The organism is Sinorhizobium mexicanum (assembly GCF_013488225.1).
In the GTDB taxonomy this organism is placed as follows: Bacteria; Pseudomonadota; Alphaproteobacteria; order Rhizobiales; family Rhizobiaceae; genus Sinorhizobium; species Sinorhizobium mexicanum.
Window position 1 is genome coordinate 1,654,750 of sequence record NZ_CP041238.1, and the last position, 24,112, is coordinate 1,678,861.

General features: G+C 59.9%; 25 protein-coding genes. 21 read left to right on the forward strand and 4 right to left on the reverse strand.

Annotated features, from left to right (window positions below; all coding sequences use genetic code 11):
• The first annotated feature begins 83 nt into the window (after nucleotides 1–83).
• The 7 genes from cysE (at nucleotide 84) to FKV68_RS07895 (ending at nucleotide 6,234) form a co-directional block, all read left to right on the forward strand.
• On the forward strand, nucleotides 84–911 hold the full coding sequence (cysE, locus tag FKV68_RS07865; RefSeq protein WP_180940952.1) for a serine O-acetyltransferase: 828 nt from the start codon (nucleotides 84–86) through the stop codon (nucleotides 909–911).
• A 204-nt stretch (nucleotides 912–1,115) separates the two neighbouring features.
• The gene (locus tag FKV68_RS07870) at nucleotides 1,116–1,319 is read left to right on the forward strand and encodes a DUF3126 family protein (protein WP_034854672.1); all 204 of its coding nucleotides are present in this window, start codon (nucleotides 1,116–1,118) and stop codon (nucleotides 1,317–1,319) included.
• Between the two features lie 228 nt (nucleotides 1,320–1,547).
• Nucleotides 1,548–1,901 carry a phasin family protein gene (locus FKV68_RS07875; RefSeq protein WP_180940953.1) on the forward strand — a complete coding sequence of 118 codons (354 nt, stop codon included), beginning with the start codon at nucleotides 1,548–1,550 and terminating at the stop codon, nucleotides 1,899–1,901.
• Between the two features lie 236 nt (nucleotides 1,902–2,137).
• Nucleotides 2,138–2,491 carry an ATP-dependent Clp protease adapter ClpS gene (gene clpS / locus FKV68_RS07880; RefSeq protein ID WP_180940954.1) on the forward strand — a complete coding sequence of 118 codons (354 nt, stop codon included), beginning with the start codon at nucleotides 2,138–2,140 and terminating at the stop codon, nucleotides 2,489–2,491.
• Between the two features lie 9 nt (nucleotides 2,492–2,500).
• Nucleotides 2,501–5,011: an ATP-dependent Clp protease ATP-binding subunit ClpA gene (clpA, locus tag FKV68_RS07885; RefSeq protein WP_180940955.1), complete on the forward strand. Its 2,511-nt coding sequence runs from the start codon at nucleotides 2,501–2,503 to the stop codon at nucleotides 5,009–5,011.
• Between the two features lie 144 nt (nucleotides 5,012–5,155).
• Complete coding sequence (locus FKV68_RS07890; RefSeq protein ID WP_180940956.1) at nucleotides 5,156–5,893, forward strand: AzlC family ABC transporter permease; 738 nt, start codon at nucleotides 5,156–5,158, stop codon at nucleotides 5,891–5,893.
• Nucleotides 5,890–6,234, forward strand: a complete 345-nt coding sequence (locus FKV68_RS07895; RefSeq protein ID WP_180940957.1) for an AzlD domain-containing protein — start codon at nucleotides 5,890–5,892, stop codon at nucleotides 6,232–6,234. The genes FKV68_RS07890 and FKV68_RS07895 overlap by 4 nt, the downstream gene beginning before the upstream one ends.
• Before the next feature lie 32 nt (nucleotides 6,235–6,266).
• On the opposite strand, the gene FKV68_RS07900 is transcribed toward FKV68_RS07895, so the two are convergent.
• The 4 genes from FKV68_RS07900 to FKV68_RS07915 are packed head-to-tail and all read right to left on the reverse strand — an operon-like array spanning nucleotide 6,267 to nucleotide 9,129.
• Entirely contained in the window at nucleotides 6,267–6,686 is a 420-nt protein-coding gene (locus FKV68_RS07900; RefSeq protein ID WP_180940958.1) for an HIT family protein, read from the reverse strand.
• A gap of 44 nt (nucleotides 6,687–6,730) precedes the next feature.
• Nucleotides 6,731–7,918 carry a GNAT family N-acetyltransferase gene (locus FKV68_RS07905; protein WP_180940959.1) on the reverse strand — a complete coding sequence of 396 codons (1,188 nt, stop codon included), beginning with the start codon at nucleotides 7,916–7,918 and terminating at the stop codon, nucleotides 6,731–6,733.
• A 4-nt stretch (nucleotides 7,919–7,922) separates the two neighbouring features.
• Nucleotides 7,923–8,648 (reverse strand): glycerophosphodiester phosphodiesterase, encoded by a 726-nt coding sequence (locus tag FKV68_RS07910; RefSeq protein WP_180940960.1) that lies wholly within the window; start codon nucleotides 8,646–8,648, stop codon nucleotides 7,923–7,925.
• A gap of 13 nt (nucleotides 8,649–8,661) precedes the next feature.
• Nucleotides 8,662–9,129, reverse strand: a complete 468-nt coding sequence (locus FKV68_RS07915; protein WP_180940961.1) for a RidA family protein — start codon at nucleotides 9,127–9,129, stop codon at nucleotides 8,662–8,664.
• A gap of 143 nt (nucleotides 9,130–9,272) precedes the next feature.
• Between FKV68_RS07915 and FKV68_RS07920 the strand changes: the two genes are divergently transcribed.
• From FKV68_RS07920 to lpxB, 14 genes are all read left to right on the forward strand, one after another.
• On the forward strand, nucleotides 9,273–10,100 hold the full coding sequence (locus tag FKV68_RS07920; RefSeq protein WP_180940962.1) for a cell envelope integrity EipB family protein: 828 nt from the start codon (nucleotides 9,273–9,275) through the stop codon (nucleotides 10,098–10,100).
• Nucleotides 10,101–10,282: 182 nt separating this feature from the next.
• Complete coding sequence (rpsB, locus tag FKV68_RS07925; protein ID WP_180940963.1) at nucleotides 10,283–11,050, forward strand: 30S ribosomal protein S2; 768 nt, start codon at nucleotides 10,283–10,285, stop codon at nucleotides 11,048–11,050.
• Nucleotides 11,051–11,303: 253 nt separating this feature from the next.
• A complete protein-coding gene (gene tsf, locus FKV68_RS07930) occupies nucleotides 11,304–12,227 on the forward strand; it encodes a translation elongation factor Ts (protein ID WP_180940964.1) in 924 nt (307 codons plus the stop codon).
• Between the two features lie 191 nt (nucleotides 12,228–12,418).
• On the forward strand, nucleotides 12,419–13,141 hold the full coding sequence (pyrH, locus tag FKV68_RS07935) for a UMP kinase (protein WP_180940965.1): 723 nt from the start codon (nucleotides 12,419–12,421) through the stop codon (nucleotides 13,139–13,141).
• 50 nt (nucleotides 13,142–13,191) lie between these two features.
• Nucleotides 13,192–13,752: a ribosome recycling factor gene (frr, locus tag FKV68_RS07940; protein ID WP_153442367.1), complete on the forward strand. Its 561-nt coding sequence runs from the start codon at nucleotides 13,192–13,194 to the stop codon at nucleotides 13,750–13,752.
• A gap of 37 nt (nucleotides 13,753–13,789) precedes the next feature.
• Nucleotides 13,790–14,533, forward strand: coding sequence for an isoprenyl transferase (locus tag FKV68_RS07945; protein WP_180940966.1), 744 nt, complete (start codon nucleotides 13,790–13,792; stop codon nucleotides 14,531–14,533).
• Nucleotides 14,533–15,366: a phosphatidate cytidylyltransferase gene (locus FKV68_RS07950; RefSeq protein WP_180940967.1), complete on the forward strand. Its 834-nt coding sequence runs from the start codon at nucleotides 14,533–14,535 to the stop codon at nucleotides 15,364–15,366. The genes FKV68_RS07945 and FKV68_RS07950 overlap by 1 nt, the downstream gene beginning before the upstream one ends.
• 236 nt (nucleotides 15,367–15,602) lie before the next feature.
• Entirely contained in the window at nucleotides 15,603–16,727 is a 1,125-nt protein-coding gene (gene rseP / locus FKV68_RS07955) for an RIP metalloprotease RseP (RefSeq protein ID WP_180940968.1), read from the forward strand.
• Nucleotides 16,728–17,130: 403 nt separating this feature from the next.
• A complete protein-coding gene (bamA, locus tag FKV68_RS07960) occupies nucleotides 17,131–19,461 on the forward strand; it encodes an outer membrane protein assembly factor BamA (protein ID WP_180940969.1) in 2,331 nt (776 codons plus the stop codon).
• A 46-nt stretch (nucleotides 19,462–19,507) separates the two neighbouring features.
• On the forward strand, nucleotides 19,508–20,572 hold the full coding sequence (lpxD, locus tag FKV68_RS07965; protein ID WP_180940970.1) for a UDP-3-O-(3-hydroxymyristoyl)glucosamine N-acyltransferase: 1,065 nt from the start codon (nucleotides 19,508–19,510) through the stop codon (nucleotides 20,570–20,572).
• Nucleotides 20,565–21,029 (forward strand): 3-hydroxyacyl-ACP dehydratase FabZ, encoded by a 465-nt coding sequence (fabZ, locus tag FKV68_RS07970; RefSeq protein WP_180940971.1) that lies wholly within the window; start codon nucleotides 20,565–20,567, stop codon nucleotides 21,027–21,029. Before lpxD ends, fabZ begins: the two co-directional genes overlap by 8 nt.
• Nucleotides 21,030–21,031: 2 nt before the next feature.
• A complete protein-coding gene (gene lpxA / locus FKV68_RS07975; protein ID WP_425347631.1) occupies nucleotides 21,032–21,844 on the forward strand; it encodes an acyl-ACP--UDP-N-acetylglucosamine O-acyltransferase in 813 nt (270 codons plus the stop codon).
• A gap of 5 nt (nucleotides 21,845–21,849) precedes the next feature.
• Nucleotides 21,850–22,716, forward strand: coding sequence for an LpxI family protein (locus FKV68_RS07980; protein WP_180940972.1), 867 nt, complete (start codon nucleotides 21,850–21,852; stop codon nucleotides 22,714–22,716).
• Between the two features lie 119 nt (nucleotides 22,717–22,835).
• Nucleotides 22,836–24,020: a lipid-A-disaccharide synthase gene (gene lpxB, locus FKV68_RS07985; protein ID WP_180940973.1), complete on the forward strand. Its 1,185-nt coding sequence runs from the start codon at nucleotides 22,836–22,838 to the stop codon at nucleotides 24,018–24,020.
• Nucleotides 24,021–24,112: the final 92 nt, after the last annotated feature.

Here is a 24,112-nt window from a genome sequence, read left to right on the forward strand (position 1 = left end):
GGCTGAAATATGGCGCACCCATTTATGTCGACCGGGAATTACCCTATATTTGAGCCATTGATCGATCATGAAGGAGAGCGACTATGGTCGCCAAGACAGAACTGCGCCATACGGAATCGTTCAAGGCGATAGACCCGATCTGGGACAGCCTGCGCGAGGAAGCCCGCCTCGCGGCCGAGCGGGATCCGATGTTGGCAGCGTTTTTGTATTCGACCGTCGTCAATCAGCACTCCCTCGAAGAGGCTGTGATTTACCGGATTTGCGAACGCCTGGATCATCCGGACCTGCAGGCAAACCTGCTCCACCAGACCTTTTCCGAAATGCTGGAGGACTGGCCCGAATGGGGCACGATCCTTCGCGTGGACATCCAGGCGGTTTATGATCGCGACCCGGCGTGCACGAGGTTCATCGAGCCTGTGCTCTATTTCAAGGGGTTCCACGCGATCCAGACGCATCGCCTTGCCCACTGGCTGTGGAAGCGCGGACGGAAGGATTTCGCGTTGTATCTGCAGAGCCGCTCATCGAGCGTCTATCAAACCGACATCAATCCTGCCGCCCGGATCGGGCGCGGCATCTTTCTCGATCACGCAACAGGCCTAGTGGTCGGCGAAACGGCAACCATTGGTGACAATGTGTCGATCCTGCACGGGGTGACGCTTGGCGGCACCGGCAAGGAAGGCAGCGATCGTCATCCGAAGATCGGTGACGGCGTCTTGATCGGGGCAGGTGCAAAGATTCTCGGCAACATCCACATTGGCCATTGCTCGCGCATTGCTGCTGGCTCAGTGGTACTGAAGCCGGTGCCTCCTAAGACGACCGTGGCAGGCGTTCCGGCAAAGGTCGTTGGTGAGGCCGGATGTTCCGAGCCGTCACGCCAGATGGACCAGATCCTGGCCAGCTTCGATATCTGAGCGCCGGAGCGACCGCTCTCGGCGGCATAACGGCCTTGCGAGCGGTTTTCCGCTCGCGTCGAGCTTTGCAGAAAATTGGACAGGAATTCAAAACGATAGGGCGACTTCGCAAATCTGAAGGGACGCCTGGTGCGCAAGTGGGTTTACACTTGGTAATTCCGCATGCGAGAAGCGCCACAAATCAAACATCTACGGAGAGAAGATTTGAAGCCCGAAGAAATCCGAAAGCTTGAAGCCTATTTCAAGCGCACCTTCAACCAGTCGATGGTCGTCAAGGCGCGGCCGAAGAAGGACGAGTCCGCGGAGGTCTATCTCGGCGACGAATTTCTCGGCGTCGTTTTCCGCGACGAAGAGGACGGGGAGCTTTCGTACAATTTCTCGATGGCAATTCTCGACATCGATCTGTGAGATCAAGATCATTCGTCGATTTTTCGACCCGGTTCTGAGCGATCAGGCCGGGTTTTTCATTAAAAGTCATATTAATGCGGCTGTGCGAAAAAAAATCGCAGGATTAGTTGCCGATTTTCATCAAGTCGTTGCAAGAACAGCGTTTTATTGCGTTGCACACAGAACTTGACTTTTTGTGCACCGCACATAAACTGCCACACAGTTAAGCCGTCTAAAGGAGACACCCCAATGTTTAACTTCGACGATGCCAACAAGAAAAGCAAAGAAGCCATTGACGTTGCTGTCAAAAGCTATTCGGCCCTGACCAAGGGCTTCCAGGCCATTGCGACGGAAGCAGCGGACTATTCGAAGAAGTCCTTCGAAGACGGCATTGCCCATTTCGAAAAGCTTACCAATACCAAGAGCGTTGAAGCTGCTTTCGAGCTTCAGACCAATTATGTGAAGGCTAGCTACGAAGGCTTTGTAGCCGAGGCGACAAAGATCGGCGAGATGTATGCCGATCTCGCCAAGGATGCCTACAAGCCCTACGAGGCGCCGGTCGCCAAGGCGACCGCAGCAGTCAAGTCTGCCGCCGCGGCCTGACGACAAGGACCATCGCCATCGAAAGAGGGCCGGTCGCGGTTGCCGCGGCCGGCCTTCTTGCTTTTCGAAATACTGGCGCTTGTGGCCGAAGAAAGTTGATCAATCTTGTGTTTCGCCGTGCGAATATGATTGCAGTGCGTTGGTTCGGCCTTAAAATTCGGAAACGAACCATTAGATAAGACAAGCATGCCGCAGCCACGTTCGTTGGAAGCGCAGCTGTAAAGGAATGAACAAGAATGATCGCCATGCCGGTCCGGATGCAGCAGGGAAGCGAAGGGGACGGAGGCGGCGCCAGTCGTGGCACCTCCGTTATCACGCGCACCAAGCCGAAGACCAAGAAGCCGAGTTTGTATCGCGTCCTGCTTTTGAATGACGATTACACGCCGATGGAATTTGTCATCCATATTCTGGAGCGCTTCTTCCAGAAGGATCGGGAAGACGCGACCCGCATCATGCTCCACGTCCACAACCACGGTGTGGGAGAGTGCGGCGTCTTCACCTACGAAGTCGCCGAAACCAAGGTGACGCAGGTGATGGATTTCGCCAGGCAGCACCAGCATCCGTTGCAATGCGTCATGGAAAAGAAATGAGGAACTAACGTGCCAACATTTTCGCCCAGCCTCGAAAAGGCGCTGCATCAGGCACTGACTTTTGCCAACGAGCGCCACCATGAATATGCGACGCTCGAGCACCTGCTACTGGCATTGATCGACGATGCCGACGCGGCTGCCGTGATGGGCGCGTGCAACGTAAATCTCGAAACGCTTCGCAAGACCGTGACGGACTATGTCGACAACGAACTGTCGAATCTTGTCACAGGCTATGACGAAGACTCCAAGCCGACTGCTGGCTTCCAACGCGTGATCCAGCGCGCGGTCATCCACGTGCAATCCTCCGGCCGTGAGGAAGTGACGGGCGCCAACGTGCTGGTGGCGATCTTCGCCGAGCGCGAAAGCCACGCCGCCTATTTCCTCCAGGAGCAGGAGATGACCCGCTATGACGCGGTCAACTTCATTTCCCATGGGATTGGCAAGCGACCGGGAAGTTCCGAATCGCGGCCGGTGCGCGGCGCCGAAGATCAGGAATCCGAGCAGAAGGCGCCCCGCGAAAGCGATGAGGCCGGTCCGAAGAAACAGCAGGACGCGCTGACTGCCTACTGCGTGAACCTCAACGAGAAGGCGAAGTCCGGAAAGATCGATCCGCTGATCGGTCGTCATGCCGAAGTCAATCGTACGATCCAGGTGCTTTGCCGCAGGTCCAAGAACAACCCGCTTTATGTCGGCGACCCGGGCGTCGGCAAGACGGCGATTGCCGAGGGCCTTGCCAAGCGCATCGTCGAAAAGAAGGTGCCCGAGGCGCTCCAGGACGCCACGATCTTCTCGCTCGACATGGGAACGCTGCTTGCCGGAACGCGCTACCGCGGTGACTTCGAGGAGCGCCTGAAGCAGGTCGTCAAGGAACTTGAGGACTATCCGGGCGCGGTGCTCTTCATCGACGAGATCCACACCGTGATCGGCGCCGGTGCCACGTCGGGCGGCGCGATGGATGCGTCCAACCTTCTGAAGCCGGCGCTCTCGACAGGCGCGATCCGTTGCATCGGTTCGACGACCTACAAGGAATACCGGCAGTTCTTCGAGAAGGATCGGGCACTTGTGCGCCGTTTCCAGAAGATCGACGTCAACGAGCCGACGATTGCCGACGCGATCGAGATCATGAGGGGGCTGAAGCCCTATTTTGAGGACTATCACCACCTCAAATACTCGAACGATGCCATCAAGGCGGCGGTCGAGCTTTCCGCCCGCTACATCAACGATCGGAAACTGCCGGATAAGGCGATCGACGTGATCGACGAGTCCGGTGCCGCCCAGATGCTGCTTCCCGCTAGCAAGCGTCGCAAGTTGATCACCGAGAAGGAGATCGAGGCGACGATTGCGACGATGGCGCGCATTCCGCCAAAGACCGTTTCCAAGGACGATGAAGCCGTTCTCGCAAACCTCGAGAAGGAGCTGAGGTCCGTGGTCTATGGTCAGGACTTGGCGATCGAGGCGCTCGCCTCGTCGATCAAGCTGGCGCGTGCGGGCCTTCGGGAACCGAACAAGCCGATCGGCTGCTATGTGTTCTCCGGCCCGACCGGTGTCGGCAAGACCGAAGTGGCCAAGCAACTGGCGTCGTCGCTCGGTGTCGAGCTTCTGCGTTTCGACATGTCGGAATACATGGAGCGGCATACGGTGTCCCGCCTGCTCGGTGCACCTCCCGGCTATGTCGGCTTCGACCAGGGCGGTCTCTTGACCGACGGCGTCGACCAGCATCCACACTGCGTGCTGCTGCTCGATGAGATCGAGAAGGCGCATCCGGATCTGTTCAACATCCTCCTGCAGGTGATGGACCATGGTTCGCTGACTGATCACAACGGCAAGAAGATCGACTTCCGCAACGTCATCCTGATCATGACGACCAATGCGGGCGCTTCCGATATGGCACGGCCGGCGATCGGTTTCGGCTCATCGAAGCGTGAGGGCGAGGACATCGAAGCGCTGAACAGGCTGTTTACGCCGGAATTCCGCAACCGTCTGGATGCGGTCATTCCGTTCAGCTCGCTGCCGACGCCGGTTATTCACCAGGTCGTGCAGAAGTTCGTCATGCAGCTCGAGACGCAGCTTGCCGAACGCAACGTGACCTTCGACCTCGCACCGGACGCCATCGCCTGGCTCGCCGAGAAGGGGTACGACGAAAAGATGGGTGCTCGGCCGCTGGCTCGCGTCATCCAGGAAAACATCAAGAAGCCGCTCGCCGACGAAATCCTCTTCGGCAAGCTGAAGAAGGGTGGCGTCGTCAAGGTGACGATCGGCACGAAGGAAGACGGTAAGAAGGGGCTGATCCTTGATGCGGTGCCGGAAACGGCGCCCATCAAGCCGAAGGCTGAAGTCTCGCGTCCGGCAGGCAAGGGTGCCAAGCCCAAGAAAGGCGACGAGAAGGAAACCGTTGCCGCCGACTCCGAGCCGAAGACAAAGGCGAAGAAAGCCGCGGGGAAGGCATCCTCCAAGGACAGTAAGGCGGGCGCGGCCCCGCTGAAGGGACGGACGGTTCCCAAGGTGCCGCGCAAGAAGTAACACGATTGCATTGAAGCAGACGGTGCCGGGTGAAGCTCACCCGGCACCGTCACGTTTTACGGTATTCGAAGTGCTACAGCGCCCTTTGTGCGTTTGGTTGGATGCGCGGCGTTGTAGGTGAGTAAGCGTCCCTTGCAGGTGTTCATGAAACGCGTTGAAGAAGAACGATCATCTCTCGCCTGGTTTCTGACCGGCGCACGCGGCATTTTCAGCCTGCCCGCCATCATCCTGATGCTTTCCTTTGTTGGCTTTTGTTCGCTAACGGCGCAGGCCGGCATCCCGCCAGAGCAGGTCGTGTTCATGACCGGCATTGTCTGGGCACTGCCGGCAAAGGTCATCCTCGTCAGCTCGATCCTCAGCGGCGCGAGCGTTGCCACGGCGTTTCTCGCAGTGACGCTCTCGTCGGTGCGGCTCATGCCGATGGTCGCGGCCCTCGTCCCGGAATTGCGCACGCCGAAGACGCCGACATGGCTGCTTCTCCTGTTGTCGCATTTCATCGCGATCACAGCGTGGGTGTTTGCGATGGAGCGCATACAGCAGGTGCCGCGTGCGCAACGGGCAACTTTCTTCGCTGGCTTCGGCATCACGCTCGTCGCCGCAAACATGATGCTGGTGGCGGTCGTCTATCGTCTCGTTGCTGACTTCCCGCCGATCATTGCCGGTTGCCTCTTTTTTCTGACGCCGGTCTATTTCCTCACCTCGATCTGGAATTCGGCACGTCACCGGGTGGTCTATCTGGCGCTCGGCGTCGGCCTTGTTGCGGGACCGCTTTTCTATTGGCTGCTGCCGGAGTTCGACATCTTGCTCGCGGGCGTCGGCGGCGGAACGCTCGCGTGGTTCGTCGAGCGGTCCTGGCGCTCGCGAAGGGAGGCGGGCGCATGACGTGGCTGGATGGTTGGTGGGCCTATGTCTTCATCGCCATTGCCGGCTGGCTCGCGACCGATGTTTGGCGATGGCTAGGCGTGCTCGCCGGCGAACGGCTTCGCGAGGAATCCGAGGCGCTGAACTGGGTGAGGGCAGTGGCGACGGCGCTGGTCGCAGCTGTCATCGCGAAGCTTGTCCTCTACCCGACCGGGGTGCTGGCGCAGTCACCCCTGTGGCTGCGCCTGGGGGCCGTCGTGCTTGGCGCAATTGCGTTCTTCCTCGCCCGCCAAAAGCCGGCGATTGGCATCGCAACGGCAATCGCGACGCTCGCCGCCGGACTCTGGTGGTTGGGTTTCTAGGACGCCATCCAGAAGGCTGTTTCTCCCTGCACTCAGAGTGCCTGCCGAATCTTTTCCGCGTTCGCCGCAAGCACCGCGCCATCTTCCATCTTGCCGGAATGCGGCTTCAGCGGAATACCGTCACGGCGCGGTATGACATGGAAGTGCAGATGGTAGACGGATTGGCCGGCGGGTGCTTCGTTGAACTGCATGATCGTCACGCCGTCGGCGTCAAAGGCTTCCTTGGCCGCAATGGCGACCTTTTGAACCGTACCGATCAGCGAAGGCAGCGTTGATGCGTCGGCGTCGAGGATGTTGCGCGAAGGGGTCTTCGGCAGGACCAGGACGTGGCCTTCCGCCTGAGGCATCACATCCATGAAGGCGACGGTCGCATCATCTTCGTAGACCCGGTGCGATGGAATTTCGCCCCGCAGGATCTTTGCAAAGATGTTGTTCGTGTCATACGCGCTCATTTTCGTTTCCTCGTCTTGTCGGGCCGGCAACGGCCAGTGTCCAGTCAGTCGTCCTGGCGATCACCTTTGCGGAAAGGTCCGTGCTCCGCAAGAAACTCGCTGGTTTCTTCCACATCGCGGCGTTCGCGTTCGAGATAATCGGCAACGGCGCGCGCGAGCCCTGAGTGAGCAATGAAGTGCGCCGAATGCGTCGTGACGGGCATATAGCCCCGGGCGAGTTTGTGCTCACCCTGTGCCCCCGCCTCGACGCGCTTCAACCCCTTGGCTATCGCGAAATCGATCGCTTGGTGATAGCAGACCTCGAAATGCAGGAACGGGTGGTCCTCGATACAGCCCCAGTGCCGGCCGTAGAGCGCGTCACCGCCGATGAAGTTGATGGCGCCGGCGACATAGCGGCCGCCGCGCTTGGCCATGACAAGCAAAATGTCGTCGGCCATCCTTTCCCCGATCAGGGAATAGAAGGATCGAGTGAGATACGGACGGCCCCATTTGCGCCCGCCGGTATCCATATAGAAGGCGAAGAATTGGTCCCAGATCGCCTCGGTCAGGTCGCTGCCGGTCAACCAATCGATGGTTATGCCGTTTTCGACAGCTGTCCGACGTTCCTTTTTCAGCGCCTTGCGCTTTCGGGATGCGAGGGTTTCGAGGAAGTCGCCATAGGACCCGTAGCCTTCATTGGTGAAATGAAACTGCTGGTCGGTTCGATGAAGGAAGCCCGCCCGCTCGAACGCCGGCATTTCGTCGGCCGGTACAAAGGTGACATGGGCCGACGAGACGCCGTGGCGGCGCGTAAGCTCCTTTAGTCCTGCGGCGAGCGCTTCGCGAACCGGTCGCGGGTCGCGTCCATCTGTGGTGAGCAGACGCGGTCCGGTGACCGGCGTGAAGGGTACGGAGCATTGCAGCTTCGGATAATAGCGCCCGCCCGCCCGCTCGAACGCGTCCGCCCACCCGTGGTCGAAGACGTATTCGCCCTGGCTGTGGCTTTTCATGTAGCAAGCAAGGGCGCCGCGCAAGAAACCATCCGCATCTTCCATCAGCAGGTGTTGTCCGAGCCAACCCGTTTCCGCGGTCGCGGAACCAGATTCCTCCAGCGCCGACAGATAAGCGTGCGAGAGGAAGGGATTGTAGGGAACGCTTGCATTCGCCTTTGAAGCGCCGGCGAGCCGATTCCAGTTCGCCGGCGAGATCGAGGTGAAAGAGTGTTCGATGCGGATGTTGATGGCGTCTGTCATGACCTTAGGAAATCATGGTTTCCCTTGGATCGAAACCCTCGAACGTCATCTGGTCGGCATGCGCGAAGCTGTAGTCCTGCGCCTGCCGATCACGCACTGTCCAGGTAATGATGGTGCGTCCGAGCGCGCGTTCCTTGCTGATAAAGCTGTTCGGCAGATGGCCGTAGAAATAGGAGATGAAGTCGAGGCCGAGTTGCATTGCCTCCTCGTGCACGAAGAAGCGCTCGGGCTCGGCCCCCTCTGCCGTGAGGCCAAGCGGATAGGGCGCCTCGAGCGCCTTTAGGTCTTTGAGCAGCCAGTGATCGAAGCTCATCAGCGCCACGTGGCCCTTGTAGCCCTCGAGCGTATCGAGCACGGCGGCGGCAAAGCCTTCGTCGTCGTCCTTTCGCCCCTTGAGTTCGATGATGAGCGGCACGCGACCATCGACGAGGCGGAGCATCTGCGACAGCGTCGGCACCTTGTCCTTGGTGCCGCCGACCGCCATGAGCCCCAGTTCTCCCGCCGTCCTTGCCCGGACGTCTCCCTTTATTCCACAGAGCCGCTCCGTATTGTCGTCATGAAAAACGACCGGAACGCTGTCGGCCGTATATTGCAGGTCGCATTCAATGGCGAATCCTGCTTCGGCGGCGCGGGAAAACGCCGAAAGCGTGTTTTCCCAAACCTCCCGGTTCATGTCGTGAAAGCCCCGGTGGGCGATCGGTTGGGCCTTGAGCCAGGAAATATCCTTCATTAGATTCCCCGGATCAGGCGATTTCGATGACGGCATCGATTTCGACGGCAGCGTTGAATGGCAAGGCAGCCATGCCCACGGCCGCGCGGGCATGTTTGCCGGCTTCGCCGAGCACGTTGGCGAGCAGGTTGGACGCGCCGTTGATGACGAGGTGCTGTTCGACGAACTCTGGGACGGACGCGACGAACCCGTTGATCTTCACGAGACGACGAATGCGCCCGAGGTCGCCGGAAAGCGCCGCCTTCGCCTGCGCCAGGATGTTGATTGCGCAGAGTTCTGCGGCACGCTGGGCGGTCGCGACGTCGACATCCTTGCCGACATGTCCTGTAACGGCGACCTTGCCGGCTTCCATGGGCAACTGCCCGGAAATATAGAGCATCGAGCCGCTGATGACGTAAGGAACATAGTTCGCTGCAGGCGCTGCGGCCTGTGGCAGGGTGATGCCAAGGTCGGCAAGGCGCGTTTCGATCTCTGCGGACATGGAAGGCTCCGTTGTTGTCTTTTGTGGTAAAATCCGGCATGCAGGCTGGATCGGGACAGGCATCAATCTTCTTCGCGGATCTGCCTCGCTTCTGCCGACAGTTTGTTTATAGCATTGCCGGCGAGTGCAACAGGAGGAAACGGATGTTTCGTACAGGCTTCGGTCTTGCCAGTTTTGGAAGCGTCTGTCTCGTGGCGATGACGGCCTTGGGCGCCGGTGCCGCCGACGCGGGCGTGCTTGCGCCCCACCGCGCCGTTTACGATCTGGAGCTGAAGGATGCGTCCGATCGCTCGGGCATCTCGAGCATGTACGGCCGCATGGTCTATGAATTCAACGGCTCGGCCTGCGAGGGTTACACCGTCAGTTTCAGGTTCATGACCCAGGTCGATACGGGAGAGGAAGTTCGCCTCACGGACCAGCAGACGACCACCTACGAAGACATGCGTAACCGCAACTTCCGCTTTCTGACGCGTTCGTTCACCGACGAGAAGCTCGACAAGGAAGTCCGCGGCAGTGCGCATGAAGACAAGACGGGGGTCAAGGTCGAGCTGACGGCACCGGACAAACGCGAGGTGGCGCTCGCCGAAAGCCGTTTCCCGACCGAGCACATGCTGGAAGTCATCGATCGGGCGAAGAAGGGTGACGCGTTTTTCGAATCGCGCATCTTCGACGGCTCCGACACGGGTGACAAGACGCTGATCACCTCGACCTTCGTCGGCAAGCCGCGCAAGCCGCGGCCGGATGACGTCGATGTCGGCAAGGCCGGAAAGCTCGCGGCCGAGAATTACTGGCCGGTGACGATCTCCTACTTCAACGACGACAGGAGCGGAGACGCGCAGCCCATCTACAGCATGTCGTTCAAGCTCTATGAAAACGGGGTGACGCGCGACCTGACGATGGACTATGGAGATTTCGTGCTCACCGGGAAGCTCGCCAACCTCGAAGTCTTCAATGCGGAAGACTGCAAATAGGCTGGAACCGCATAAAACTGACTTCCAGTCTTGATTTATCGGGCAGTTGCAGTTAAGGGGCTGCCCATTCCACACGTGAGGCATGGGATTTTCCGGGAGAAATCCGGATCGTTCCGCCGGTGGGCGCAGCAATGATGCGCTCGACGCCTTGCGGAGGTTCAACCGGAAAAGGAGACAAAGGCATGGCATTGCCTGATTTTACTATGCGTCAGCTTCTCGAAGCCGGCGTTCACTTCGGCCACCAGACGCATCGCTGGAACCCGAAGATGAAGCCGTACATCTTCGGCGATCGTAACAACGTCCACATCATCGACCTCGCCCAGACCGTCCCGATGCTGTCGCGCGCCCTGCAGGTTGTCAGCGACACCGTCGCCAACGGCGGCCGCGTGCTCTTCGTAGGCACGAAGCGCCAGGCTTCGGAAATCATCGCCGACGCCGCGAAGCGCTCTGCCCAGTACTACGTCAATGCTCGCTGGCTCGGCGGCATGATGACCAACTGGAAGACGATTTCGAACTCGATCCAGCGTCTGCGTAAGCTCGACGACATCCTCGCTTCGGAGGCCTCGGGCTTCACGAAGAAGGAGCGCCTGAACCTTGAGCGTGAGCGCGAGAAGCTGAACCGCGCACTCGGCGGTATCCGCGACATGGGCGGCACGCCGGACCTGATGTTCATCATCGACACCAACAAGGAATCGATCGCGATCGAAGAAGCCAAGCGCCTTGGCATTCCGGTTGTTGCCGTTATCGACTCCAACTGCGATCCGGACCAGATCGACTATGCGATCCCGGGCAATGACGACGCATCGCGTGCCATCGCCCTTTATTGCGATCTCATCGCTCGCGCCGCTATCGACGGTATCGCCCGTCAGCAGGGCGCTGCTGGCCGCGATCTCGGTGCGTCGGTCGAGGTTCCGGTCGAGCCGGCTCTCGACGAATCGTCCGAGGCCTGATCTGGCCGGACGACGGCTCAAGGCCGTCGTGCCCAATGAAATGTCGGACGAGGCCGTTTGTGATGGAAATCTGAACGGCCTCGTTCTTTTCAGCCGGAAATGGCGCAGTCGGGCCGGCAATATTCCGCCCACGCATCATCGCGATGAAGCGTTCATCACGATGTCACATTGAAAAGCCATTCCCTGCCAAAACCTCCTGGCATTGCGCCACTGATAGTGAGCGCGCCAGCCAAACAGACAAAGAGGCAAAAAGATGAGTGTTACTGCCGCAATGGTGAAGGAACTGCGCGAAAAGACCGGCGCAGGCATGATGGACTGCAAGAAGGCGCTTGCTGAAACCAATGGCGACATGGAAGCGGCGATCGACTGGCTGCGCGCCAAGGGCATCGCCAAGGCCGACAAGAAGTCCGGCCGCACGGCTGCCGAAGGCCTCATCGGCATCGCCAGCGCCGGCAACAAAGCCGTGGTCGTCGAGATCAACTCGGAAACGGACTTCGTCGCCCGCAACGATGCCTTCCAGGATCTCGTCCGCGGCGTCGCAGCTGTTGCTGTCGGAACCGACGGATCGGTCGACGCAATCAGCGCTGCCAAGTATCCGGCCACCGGCAAGTCGGTTGCCGACACAATCACCGACGCGATTGCGACGATCGGCGAGAACATGACGCTCCGCCGTGCCGCGCTGCTGTCGGTTGATGATGGCGTCGTCGCGACCTACATCCACAATTCGGTTGCGGACGGCCTCGGCAAGCTCGGCGTACTGGTCGCTCTCAAGTCGACCGGTGACAAGGAAGCCCTGAACCTGATCGGCCGTCAGGTTGCGATGCACGTTGCTGCGACCAACCCGCTGGCGGTTCGCCCGAGCGAAATCGACCCGGCAGTTGCCGAACGCGAGCGCAACGTCTTCATCGAACAGTCGCGCGCTTCGGGCAAGCCGGACAACATCATCGAGAAGATGGTCGAAGGCCGCATGCGCAAGTTCTTCGAGGAAGTCGCCCTTCTCTCGCAGGCCTTCGTCATGAACCCCGACCAGACTGTCGAGGCAGCGATCAAGGAAGCGGAAAAGACCGTCGGTGCGCCGATCGAGGTTGCCGGCATCGCGCGTCTGCTGCTCGGCGAAGGTGTCCAGAAGGAAGAGTCCGATTTCGCTGCGGAAGTCGCCGCGGCTGCCAAGGGCTGATTTCTTCACCCTTATTGGGAAAACATGGGGGCATCGCGTGACAACGCGATGCCCTTCGTGTATCCGGCATTCGTCAAAGCGTCGGACCCGCCGGTTTGTGCCCGGGCGGTCGATACCGCGCAACACGATATATCCTTACGCCGCTGTGCACTGCCTTCCGCACAGGCGTGCCGATCTGTTCAGGAGCGATGATGTCGGCCAAGCCAATCTACAAGCGTGTTCTTCTCAAAGCCTCCGGCGAAGCCTTGATGGGAAGCCAGGGCTTCGGCATCGATGTGGCGGTCGCCGACCGGATAGCCTCGGATATTGCGGAAGCGCGCGCCATGGGCGTCGAAGTCGGCGTCGTTGTCGGCGGCGGCAACATCTTCCGTGGCGTCGCAGTCGCCTCGAAGGGTGGAGACCGAGTGACCGGCGACCACATGGGTATGCTGGCGACGGTGATCAATGCGCTCGCCCTGGCGACGTCGCTGCGCAAGCTGGACATCGACACCGTCGTGCTTTCGGCCATCGCAATGCCGGAAATTTGTGAGAGTTTTTCGCAGCGCGCTACCCTATATCATCTCTCGCTTGGCCGCGTGGTCATTTTCGCCGGAGGCACGGGCAATCCGTTCTTCACGACGGATTCCGCCGCGGCACTTCGTGCAGCAGAGATGGGCGCAGAAGCGATCTTCAAGGGAACGCAGGTCGACGGCATTTACTCCGCCGATCCAAAGAAGGACCCGACGGCTACCCGGTTCGATCGCCTCACCCACAGCGAGGTTCTGGAGAAGGGATTGGCCGTGATGGACGTTGCCGCGGTGGCTCTCGCACGCGAAAATGCCATTCCGATCGTCGTTTTCTCGATCCACGAGAAGGGCGGTTTTGCGGAGATATTGACCGGTGGCGGTCATGCCACCATCGTTACGGACAATTGACAGTTTGAAGGCCCTCCGGGCCACTGAAGACAGAACGGGAGTCTTGAACCATGAGTGAAGGTGTGGACCTGAAGGAACTGAAACGCCGCATGGACGGAGCGATCTCCGCATTCAAGCACGACATCGCGTCGCTTCGCACCGGCCGCGCATCGGCCAATGTTCTCGATCCGGTAACCGTCGAAGCCTACGGCTCGCGCATGCCGTTGAACCAGGTGGCCAACATCACGGTTCCGGAACCGCGGATGCTGTCCGTTTCGGTGTGGGACAAATCCATGGTTGGCGCCGTCGAACGTGCGATCCGTGAATCGAACCTCGGATTGAACCCGATCGTTGACGGTCAGAACCTGCGTATTCCGCTGCCGGAGTTGAACGAGGAACGCCGCAAGTCTCTCGTCAAGGTCGCGCACGACTACGCCGAGAAGAGCAAGGTGGCCGTCCGCCATGTTCGCCGTGACGGCATGGACGACCTGAAAAAAGCCGAAAAGGATGGCGAGATCGGGCAGGATATCCACCGTGCTCAGTCCGAACGCGTCCAAAAGATGACCGACGAAACAATTTCCGAGATCGACCGCTTGCTCGCCGAGAAGGAAAAGGAAATCATGCAGGTCTGACGCGTCGATGATCTGAGTCTCTTTTTTCGGACCGCCAATGCCAGAGTTCATCCCCGCAAACGTACCGAATCACGTTGCCATCATCATGGACGGCAACGGTCGATGGGCAAACGCGCGCGGACTACCGCGCACGATGGGACATCGAAAAGGCGTCGAGGCCGTGCGGGCTGCGGTAAAGACGGCCGCCGATCTCGGCATTCGCTATCTCACGCTTTTCGCATTCTCGTCGGAAAACTGGAGCAGGCCCGAGGCCGAAGTCACGGACCTCATGGGCTTGCTCAAGGCATTCATAAGACGGGATCTCGCTGATCTGCACCGCGAGAACGTCCGCATCCGCGTCATCGGCGACCGTGCAAATCTCAGGGGTGACATTCTCCCGTTGCTGATCGAGGCGGAGGAGACGACGAGCGCGAACACCGGGATCACCCTGGTGATCGCATTCAATTACGGTGCAAGGGACGAATTGGCGAGGGCTATGCGTCGCCTGGCGACAGAGGTCGCCGCCGGTCGCCTCCGCCCGGACGACATCACTGCGGAGAGGATCAACGCAACGATCGACACTGCCGGCATTCCCGATCCGGACCTGATCCTGCGGACGAGCGGCGAAGAGCGCCTCTCCAACTTTCTGCTTTGGCAAGGAGCCTATTCGGAATTGCTGTTCATTCCCGAACTCTGGCCGGATTTCACACGCGAAACATTCCTTGCCGCCATCGAAAAATATGCCAGCCGCGAACGCCGTTTCGGTGGCCTCTCGCAACCGACGCTGGCGGTCGGCTCCTGATGCAGACAGAACTCAAGCTACGCATCGCCTCCGGAGTGGTGCTTGCGGCGGTCGCTCTTGGTGCGACCTGGGCGGGCGGGCTTGCCTTCCAGCTCCTGTCCGTCGCGATCGGATTGCTGGTCTATTACGAGTGGTCGACCATCACCAGGCTCGGTGAGAGCGACTTTCAGGGCAATGCGTTCGGGTGGCTTTCTCAGGTCGTGATCGCAATCCTCGTCCTGTTCGACTACATCCATCTCAGCCTGCCGGCTCTTGCCGCCTGTTCGGCTCTCGCCGGGCTTTGGGTGTTGGTCCGCAAGACGACCTGGTGGCTGCCGGGCGGCATAGTCTATGCGGGTTTGACGGCGGTTTCGCTCGCGGCAATCCGCGGCGCCGATTATCTCGGCCTCGTGGCGATGCTGTTCGTGTTCGCCGTCGTTTGGGGGACGGATATCTTCGCTTATTTTACCGGCAGGGCAATCGGTGGGCCGAAGCTGGCGCCGGCCATCTCGCCTGGGAAAACCTGGTCGGGTGCGCTGGGCGGGACGATCTGCGGTATCTTGGCGGGCGTTGCCGTCTTCATGGTTCATTTCTCCCTGGAGGATTTGCGCATTCCGATCATCGCGCTCGTGCTGTCCGTCGCCAGCCAGATCGGGGACCTGTTCGAGTCGTTCATCAAGCGTCGCTTCGGTGTCAAGGATTCGAGCCAGCTTATTCCGGGACATGGCGGGGTCATGGACCGGGTCGACGGATTGATATTCGCCTGTGTCGCCGCGTTGGTTCTGGTGTTGGCCCAGATCCTGTCTGCCGGCGGGCGCGCCGTCGCCTTCGGGTCGGTTCTCTTGGGCCTTTGAGGCCCGCGGTTTAATCCCCTTACGGCGCCGCGCGTCCAATCGGACGCGCAAAGGTCGCCGTAACACTTTGAGTTGCTGAATGATTTCGTCCTAAAACCGAATCCGATTTAAGGAATCATGCAGCAGGTCGAATTTGAATTGAGGGTAGATTATATAAGGATGCAACATGTGACAGCGGCGGCCGCGGATCCTCAGGACGCCCGACGTTGCAACAGCGGATGCGTTAGGAAATGCCAATGAGCCTTCTGCTTGAAAACCTGCAATACGCTATACCCACCTTCCTGTTCCTGCTGACCCTTTTGGTGTTCGTTCATGAGCTGGGACACTATCTGGTGGGCCGCTGGTCCGGTATCCGTATTCTCGCTTTTTCCGTCGGCTTCGGACCGGAGCTCTTCGGCTGGACCGATCGTCGCGGCACCAGGTGGAAATTCTGCGCGATTCCGCTCGGCGGCTATGTGAAATTCTTCGGCGACGACGATGCAGCGAGCACGCCCGACTATCGGCGTCTCGAGTCGATCGCGCCGGAAGATCGGGCTCGCACGTTCCTGGGAGCGAAGCTTTGGAAACGGGCTGCGACCGTCGCCGCCGGACCAATTGCCAATTTCGTGCTGGCGATTGCGATTTTTGCCGTTCTTTTTTCCGTCTATGGGCGGGCCGTTGCTGATCCGGTCGTGGCTTTGGTGGCGCCGGGCAGCGCGGCAGAGGAGGCAGGGGTCAAGCTGGGTGACAGGCTTGTTGCAATCGACGGAACGCCGATTGTCACCTTTGACGACGTGCGACGTTACGTCAGTGTCCGCCCGGAACTGCCGATCACGGTGCGTGTGGAGCGCGATGGTTCGCCGATTGACCTGCGGATGGTGCCGCAGCGCACCGAATCCGTCGACCCGCTGGGCAACAAGGTGGAAGAGGGCAAGATCGGCATCGGAACCAATCAGGAGGTCGGGAACTTCCGAATCGAGACCTACGGGCCGCTGGAAGCGGTAGGGCAGGGAGCTCTGCAAAGCTGGCGTATCGTCACTGGCACGTTCGACTATCTGTCGAACCTGGTCGTTGGTCGGATGAAGGCCGATCAGGTGGGCGGACCGATCCGTATTGCCCAGATGTCCGGGCAGATGGCCAAGCTTGGCATTGCCGAAGTGCTGAATTTCGCAGCCGTTCTCTCGGTTTCTATAGGATTGCTTAACCTCATGCCCGTGCCCGTGCTTGATGGGGGGCATCTCATGTTCTATGCGGTGGAGGCGTTGCGCGGCAAACCAGTCGGGCCTGCGGCACAGGATATCGCTTTCCGCATTGGATTTGCGATGGTGCTGATGCTCACGGTGTTCGCGGCGTGGAACGACATCAACTGGCTTTTCGGCTGAAACGGGATCCCGAAGACGTGAGGCGTTGTCTCTGCAGCGCCGCGCGTCTTATCAGATACGCAAAGGACGCTGTAGCACTTTGAATTGCTGCACCTTTCCTTAAATCGGCTACGATTTCGGGGAGCGTTGCGGCGAGCCTTTGCTCTTCTTGCTCTCTCCTTGTCCTTGGAGGGGCGGAACAACCTTTCGGATATTGTGAACGAGTGCCGCGCAACGGCTTGCGCGGCAACGATTTGTTTACGATAAGTCGAATCCGTAGTGGCGGTTAAGCCACGGTTCGAATTGAAGTAAACAGAATTTAACTAGCTGGCTTGCTTGTATGGCAAAAGCGGGTAAAACGGCAACCGTGACCGGAGTCGGTACGAAACTGCCGCGGGACGTTGGGAAAAGGTAAGATTTTAACATGAAAGCTGGTTCAAGGTTTTTGAACGCGGTGTCGGCGTTTGCGCTGTCAGCAAGCATGGTTGCCACGGGTACCGGTGTTGGGGTGTTCGCAGGCACGTCCGTCGCACAAGCCGCGGTCATCAATCGGGTTGAAGTGCGGGGCGCAACGCGCGTAAGCGCGGACACCGTGCGCGCGAACATAACGATTGTCCCGGGTAAGAACTTCAGCAACGCCGATATCGATGCCTCGGTGAAGCGCCTTTATGCCACTGGCTATTTCTCCGACGTGAGCATCAATGTCGCTGGCGGCACGCTCGTTGTCACCGTTAGCGAAAACCAACTCGTCAACCAGGTCGTCTTCAACGGTAATCGCAAGATCAAGGACGATAAGCTCCAGGGTCTGGTGCGGACCCAGCCGCTCGGTCCTTACAGTGAGGCAACCGTCGAAAGCGACATCCAGGCCATCAAGGGCGCCTATGCTGCGATTGGCCGCAGCGACGTCACTGTGACGACGCAAGTCGTGCCGATTGCCGAAGGCCGTGTGAACATTGCCTTCGTCATCAACGAAGGCGAGCGCACGAAGATTTCGCAGATCAATTTCGTCGGCAACGAAGCGTACAGTGACGGCCGGTTGCAGTCGGTGATCGCGACCAAGGAATCGGGCATTTTCTCGTTCCTGACGCGCAAGGACGTCTACAATCCCGACAAGCTGCGCGCCGACGAAGAGCTGCTCCGTCAGTTCTACTACAACCGCGGCTATGCCGACTTCCAGGTGATCTCGTCCGACGCGACGCTGAATGAAGAGACCAATGAGTACACGGTGACGATCACCGTCGAAGAAGGTCCGCGTTACGATTTCGGTGCGGTCAATGTCGAGTCGACGGTCGAAGGTGTCGACGCCGAGGAGTTGAAGGGTCTGATCCAGAGCCGGGAAGGCTCCGTCTATAAGGCGAAGGATGTTCAGGACACGATGAGCGAAATTTCGAAGCGTGTTGCTTCGGAGGGCTATCCATTCGCTCGCGTCACCCCGCGTGGCAACCGCGACCTTGCCAATCACACGATCGCGGTCGACTATCTGGTCGACCAAGGCGAGCGCGCCTACGTCGAGCGCATCGAAATCCGTGGCAACACGCGCACGCGCGACTACGTTATTCGCCGCGAGTTCGACGTCGGTGAAGGCGATGCCTTCAACCAGGAAATGATCGCTCGCGCCAAGCGCCGGCTCGAGGCCCTCGGCTATTTCTCGAGCGTGAATATTTCGACTCAGCCGGGCAGTGCTGCGGACCGTGTCGTGATCGTCGTCGATGTGCAGGACCAGTCGACGGGTTCGTTCGGCATCGGCGGTGGTTATTCCGCCGGCAGCGGCGGCGGCTTCCTCGTCGAGGCCTCGATCGAGGAAAAGAACTTCCTCGGGCGCGGACAATATATCCGCCTTGCCGCCGGCAAGGGCGAAGATAGCCAAACCTACAACGTGTCTTTTACCGAGCCTTATTTCCTCGGTTATCGTCTGGCCGCAGGTTTCGATCTCTTCAAGAACGAAAACGACTTTGACGACGATCACTACAGCTACAACGACCAAGGCTTCAGCCTGCGCGTGACTGCGCCGATCACCGAGGCCCTGTCGACGACGTTGCGCTATAACTACACGGAGTTCGAATACTTCGGCGACAAGGACGAGTTGTCGACTCCCTATGACCGCGCGATCGACGGCAGCCCGTGGACCCGCTCGTCGGTCTCTCAGTCGATCACCTACAACACTCTGGACGACGCTCAGCTTCCGCATGAGGGTATCCTCGCCTCGGTCACGCAGGAATTCGCCGGGCTGGGTGGCTCGTCCGATTTCTACAAGCTGACGGGTAAGGCGAAGTGGTACTACACGGTGAACGACGAGGCAGATATCATCGCGTCGCTCGGCGGAAGTGCTGGTCACTTGTTCAAGACGTCCGGTTCGATGGAGGTCTTCGATCAATTCCAGCTGGGTAGCAACGATATCCGCGGCTTTGAGCGCAACGGCCTCGGCCCGCGCGTCAACAACGGCGACGCTCTCGGTGGTACAACCTACTTTACGGCCTCTGCGGAAACGTCGTTCCCGCTGCCTGGTATCCCGCGTGATAGCGGTTTCCGCGGTGCGCTCTTCGTCGATGCCGGCACGCTTTACGGCAACGATGTCGCCGTTGGCCCCGGAGAGTCGGTTCGCGGTGAAGATGCCTCATTGCGCGCCTCTGTCGGCGTCGGTCTGATCTGGGCCTCGCCCTTTGGCCCGTTGCGTGTGGACTACGCCGTGCCGGTTGCGAAGGAAGATTTCGACGAAATCCAGAACTTCAAGTTCGGCATTAACTCGTCGTTCTGATAAAGAGCAGTCCAGAACTGCTGTCCAAAATCGTTCTGGAGTGTCTATGGAACAGAACTGGTTTTTCCCGCCCCATCAAGGGATTCGCCTAGGTGACCTGGCGAATCAAATTGGGGCGGAGTTGTCGGATGCCGCTGCGGGGGATCGGTTGATCCACGCGGTTGCACCGGTTTACCGCGCCAAATCGGGCGATGTTTGCTACATGCTCTCGCGTAAGAACCGCGACGAGCTGAACGATTGTCATGCCTCGGCAATCATTTGCGACAAGGCGATTTCTTCGATCGTTCCGGATACTATCCCGGTTCTCCTGACCGCGAAGCCGCATACGGCCTTCGCGCTCGCGGGCGCTCTGCTTCATGAAATGGCCATGCGCCCGTCCTACAACACGAGCGAGCGGGGCGTTGCTGCGGGTGCGTTTGTCGATCCGACAGCCCGGCTCGAGGTGGGTGTAGAAATTGAGCCGATGGCGGTGATCGGTTCCGGCGCCGAGATCGGCAGCGGAACGCGGATTGCCGCGGGAGCCGTCATCGGGCCGAACGTACGAATTGGCCGTGATTGCACGATTTCCGCCGGAGCCAGCATTCTTTCTGCGCTGATCGGCAACAACGTCATCATTCATCCGGGCGCCCGCATTGGCCAGGACGGTTTTGGCTACGCGCCGGGTCCCAGGGGCGGCATGATCAAGATCGTCCAGGTCGGTCGCGTGATCATCCAGGATCACGTCGAGATCGGTGCGAACACCACAATCGATCGCGGCACCATGGATGATACCGTAATCGGCGAGGGCACGAAGATCGACAACCTTGTCCAGATCGGGCACAACGTCCGCATCGGTCGCTATTGCGGCATCGTCAGCCAGGTCGGCATCGCCGGTAGCACGAAGATTGGCGACGGCGTGATGATCGGCGGCGGAACCGGCGTCAATGGCCATATCACGATCGGAGATGGCGTGCAGATCGCCGCGATGAGCGGTGTGGCGAGCGACGTGCCGACCGGAGAGCGTTACGGCGGCATTCCCGCACGCCCGATGCGGGATTTTCTGCGCGACATCGCCGAGATGGCGATGCGTGCCAGCGAAAGACAGAAGAACAAGGGTGGCAAGGATGAATGAGGCTGCAACGGTACTCGGCACGGCGGATATTCAGGAAATCCTGACGCTTCTTCCCCATCGTTACCCATTCCTGCTTGTCGATCGGATCATCGCGATCGACTCCGACAACTCGGCGATCGGGATCAAGAACGTGACTGCGAACGAACCGCATTTCACGGGACATTTCCCGGGAAAGCCGATCATGCCGGGCGTGTTGCTGATCGAAGGCATGGCGCAGACTGCCGGTGCCATCTGCGCCCGCAAGACAGGGATCGGTGACAACCTCGTCTACTTCATGACGATCGACAATGCCCGCTTCCGCAAGCCTGTCGTGCCCGGAGACCGGGTGGAATTCCACGTGGTGAAACAGAAGCAACGCGGCAATATCTGGAAATTTCACTGTGATGCAAAAGTTGACGGGCAACTTGTCGCGGAAGCTGATATCGGCGCGATGATTGTCAGCAAGGAAGACGCCTGAAAATGATTGCATCGACTGCGAAGATCCACCCGTCGTCCGTCATCGAAGATGGGGCGGTGATCGGAGAGAACGCGACGGTCGGTCCGTTTTGTCATGTCGGGCCGAACGCCGTTCTGGGAGAAGACGTCGAACTCCTGAGCCACGTCGTCGTCATCGGGCGAACGACGGTCGGCAAGGGGACGAAGATCTTCCCGTCCGCCGTCATCGGTGGTGACTCGCAAAGCGTGCATCACAGCGCGTTGAACACGACGCTGGTCATCGGCGAGAACTGCACCATCCGCGAAGGTGTGACGATGAACACGGGCACCGTCGAGCACGGCGGCACCACCGTCATCGGCGACAACAACCTGTTTCTAGCCAATTCTCACGTTGCGCACGATTGCCGGCTCGGAAACAACATCATCCTGTCCAACAACGTGATGCTGGCGGGACACGTGATCGTTGATGACCGCGCCATTCTCGGCGGCGGGTCGGCGGTTCACCAGTTCACGCGCATTGGCAGGCAGGCCTTTATCGGCGGGCTCTCGGCGGTCAGCTACGACGTCATTCCTTATGGCATGCTCAACGGCAATCCCGGCCTTCTGAGCGGTCTCAATGTCGTCGGCATGACGCGCGCTGGCATCGACCGCGCGACGATCCATGCCGTGCGGAGGGCGTACAAGCAGATTTTCGAGGGTCCGGAATCGATCCGTGCCAATGCTACGGCGATCCGGCAGGAGTATCTCGATTGCGCGCCGGCGCTGGAGATCCTCGATTTTATTGCCGCAGAGAGCGATCGCGCGCTGTCGTCGCCGAACCGCGGCAACAGAGGTTGACTGCAGTGGTAGCCCGCACCCTGCCGGCTACAGGGGGCAGGTTGGCGATCATTGCCGGCGCCGGCGCCCTGCCGCATCATGTGGCGGAGGCCGCGCGGCGACAGGGCGAGGACCCTTTCATCATTGCGCTGTCACACGAAGCGGATGCCTCCTGGGCAGGGTTCGACCATACCGTTCTGGCAATCGGCGATTTTGCCGGGATCAGCCGAACCTTCGAGAAAGAGGGCATCGACCGCGTTGTTCTCTCCGGCGGGGTTCGGCGTCGACCGGAATGGCGTGATATCCGCCCCACGCTGAGGACACTCGCCACAGTCCCGAGCGTGCTTCGGACTCTGATGTCCGGCGGCGACGACGCGGTCTTGCGAATGGCGATGGATCTCATCGAGGCGAGTGGTGCCCGCGTCATCGGCGCACAGGAGGTCGTGCCCAATCTTCTCGCAGACACCGGCCCGCTTGGGGCCCATGTGCCGACGGATGACGATCGGCGGGACATAGAAGCTGGCATCGCCGCTGCCAACGCATTGGGAGCGCTCGATGTCGGGCAGGGCGCTGTCGCTGTCGGCGGCAGGGTGATCGCGCTTGAGGGCGCTGAAGGCACTGATGCGATGCTGGCTCGCGTTGCCGCGCTGAAGGTGGAGGGGCGGGTCTCGACCCGCCGCCGGGGGGTACTCGTCAAGCTTTGCAAGCCGCATCAGGACCAACGCGCGGACCTACCCTCTATCGGTCCTTCGACGGTCGCAGGCGCCGAGGCGGCGGGCCTTGCAGGCATCGCGGTCGAAGCGGGCAGGGCGCTTGTTCTCGAGCGTTCGCAACTCGTCGAGAACGCAGACAAAAGTGGCCTGTTCATCTTGGGTGTCGAGCGTGGGGGCTAGACCGGGATGAGGGAAAGTGTGCTCGGTTTTCCGTCCGCATCCCGCCCTAACTCTTTAGGATCGATCACGATGATTCTGCGTCGGTTCGACCCAAAATCATCGTGATCAAGGAGCCGGCGATGACGGGCAAGGGCTATAAACTGGCCGTAATAGCCGGGGAAGTCTCCGGAGACCTGCTCGGTGCCGATCTGGTGCGCGCACTTCGCCCGCGCCTTGAGGGCTCGCTTGAACTCGTCGGTGTCGGCGGTGAGGCGCTTGAAGCTGAAGGGCTGACATCGCTGTTCGACTATTCCGAATTGTCGATCATGGGCTTTTCGCAGGTGCTCGCGCGTTTGCCGAAGCTCATCCTGCGCATCCGCCAGACAGCACGCGCTATCATCGCGGCTCGGCCGGATGCATTGCTGATCATCGACAGCCCGGACTTCACTCATCGTGTGGCGCGGCGCGTGCGCAACGCGCTCCCATGTCTGCCGGTGATCAATTACGTCTGCCCGAGCGTCTGGGCGTGGAAGCCCGCGCGCGCGCCGCGCATGCGTGCCTATGTCGATCATGTGCTCGCGGTTCTGCCGTTCGAGCCGGAGGTGATGCGCGCCCTCGATGGCCCGCCGACCACCTATGTCGGGCACCGCCTTGCATCCGACATCAATGTCCTGTCGGTTCGCGCCCGTCAGCGCGAAAAACAGCGAGCGGAACGGCCGCAGGGGCCCGCGACCTGTCTCCTGCTTCCGGGGTCGCGCGGGAGCGAAGTCAGTCGCCTGTTGCCGATCTTTGGCGACACCGTCGAGGAACTGGCGGCGCGCCATCCAGGCACGCGCTTTCTGCTGCCGACCGTTCCCCGGCAGGAGCGGCGCGTAAGGGAACTGACGGCATCGTGGAAGGTGCAGCCCGAAATATCCGTTGCGACGGACAGGAAGTGGGAGGCCTTTGAAAAGGCCGATGCCGCGCTTGCCGCTTCAGGGACGGTCATCCTCGAACTGGCACTTGCCGGTATTCCCGTCGTTTCAACCTACAGAGCTGATTGGCTCGTCAGCTTTTTGCACTCTCGGATTCGGATATGGACGGCGGCGCTTCCAAACCTGATCGCCGATTTTCCCGTCGTACCGGAATATTTCAACAAGATGATCCGGCCAGCGGCGCTGACGCGTTGGTTCGAGCGGCTTTCGAGCGACACGCCACAACGCCGTGCCATGCTTGACGGTTTTGCCGTCGTGCAGGAGCGCATGGCTACCGACCGATCGCCCGGCGACAAGGCCGCGGAAATCGTCTTCGATTATCTCCAAAGAAAAAAGCCCGGCCATCTCTGACCGGGCTTCTTGATCTACAGTAGCGCATCAGCCCGAAAATCGGAATCGGTTTTCGGAAAGCACGATGCGTAGATTCAAAGACTTACAGCGTC

What these genes read in the sequence shown, in the direction of transcription:
- FKV68_RS07920 (WP_180940962.1), top strand. Translation starts at nt 9,273, where the DNA reads ATGTTTCGTACAGGCTTCGGTCTTGCCAGTTTTGGAAGCGTCTGTCTC.
- rpsB (WP_180940963.1), top strand. Translation starts at nt 10,283, where the DNA reads ATGGCATTGCCTGATTTTACTATGCGTCAGCTTCTCGAAGCCGGCGTT.
- fabZ (WP_180940971.1), top strand. Translation starts at nt 20,565, where the DNA reads ATGAATGAGGCTGCAACGGTACTCGGCACGGCGGATATTCAGGAAATC.
- FKV68_RS07890 (WP_180940956.1), top strand. Translation starts at nt 5,156, where the DNA reads ATGAAACGCGTTGAAGAAGAACGATCATCTCTCGCCTGGTTTCTGACC.
- FKV68_RS07895 (WP_180940957.1), top strand. Translation starts at nt 5,890, where the DNA reads ATGACGTGGCTGGATGGTTGGTGGGCCTATGTCTTCATCGCCATTGCC.
- FKV68_RS07875 (WP_180940953.1), top strand. Translation starts at nt 1,548, where the DNA reads ATGTTTAACTTCGACGATGCCAACAAGAAAAGCAAAGAAGCCATTGAC.
- tsf (WP_180940964.1), top strand. Translation starts at nt 11,304, where the DNA reads ATGAGTGTTACTGCCGCAATGGTGAAGGAACTGCGCGAAAAGACCGGC.
- FKV68_RS07945 (WP_180940966.1), top strand. Translation starts at nt 13,790, where the DNA reads ATGCCAGAGTTCATCCCCGCAAACGTACCGAATCACGTTGCCATCATC.
- lpxD (WP_180940970.1), top strand. Translation starts at nt 19,508, where the DNA reads ATGGAACAGAACTGGTTTTTCCCGCCCCATCAAGGGATTCGCCTAGGT.
- FKV68_RS07915 (WP_180940961.1), bottom strand. Translation starts at nt 9,129, where the DNA reads ATGTCCGCAGAGATCGAAACGCGCCTTGCCGACCTTGGCATCACCCTG.
- clpS (WP_180940954.1), top strand. Translation starts at nt 2,138, where the DNA reads ATGATCGCCATGCCGGTCCGGATGCAGCAGGGAAGCGAAGGGGACGGA.
- frr (WP_153442367.1), top strand. Translation starts at nt 13,192, where the DNA reads ATGAGTGAAGGTGTGGACCTGAAGGAACTGAAACGCCGCATGGACGGA.
- FKV68_RS07905 (WP_180940959.1), bottom strand. Translation starts at nt 7,918, where the DNA reads ATGACAGACGCCATCAACATCCGCATCGAACACTCTTTCACCTCGATC.
- FKV68_RS07950 (WP_180940967.1), top strand. Translation starts at nt 14,533, where the DNA reads ATGCAGACAGAACTCAAGCTACGCATCGCCTCCGGAGTGGTGCTTGCG.
- bamA (WP_180940969.1), top strand. Translation starts at nt 17,131, where the DNA reads ATGAAAGCTGGTTCAAGGTTTTTGAACGCGGTGTCGGCGTTTGCGCTG.
- lpxA (WP_425347631.1), top strand. Translation starts at nt 21,032, where the DNA reads ATGATTGCATCGACTGCGAAGATCCACCCGTCGTCCGTCATCGAAGAT.
- rseP (WP_180940968.1), top strand. Translation starts at nt 15,603, where the DNA reads ATGAGCCTTCTGCTTGAAAACCTGCAATACGCTATACCCACCTTCCTG.
- pyrH (WP_180940965.1), top strand. Translation starts at nt 12,419, where the DNA reads ATGTCGGCCAAGCCAATCTACAAGCGTGTTCTTCTCAAAGCCTCCGGC.
- lpxB (WP_180940973.1), top strand. Translation starts at nt 22,836, where the DNA reads ATGACGGGCAAGGGCTATAAACTGGCCGTAATAGCCGGGGAAGTCTCC.
- FKV68_RS07910 (WP_180940960.1), bottom strand. Translation starts at nt 8,648, where the DNA reads ATGAAGGATATTTCCTGGCTCAAGGCCCAACCGATCGCCCACCGGGGC.
- cysE (WP_180940952.1), top strand. Translation starts at nt 84, where the DNA reads ATGGTCGCCAAGACAGAACTGCGCCATACGGAATCGTTCAAGGCGATA.
- FKV68_RS07900 (WP_180940958.1), bottom strand. Translation starts at nt 6,686, where the DNA reads ATGAGCGCGTATGACACGAACAACATCTTTGCAAAGATCCTGCGGGGC.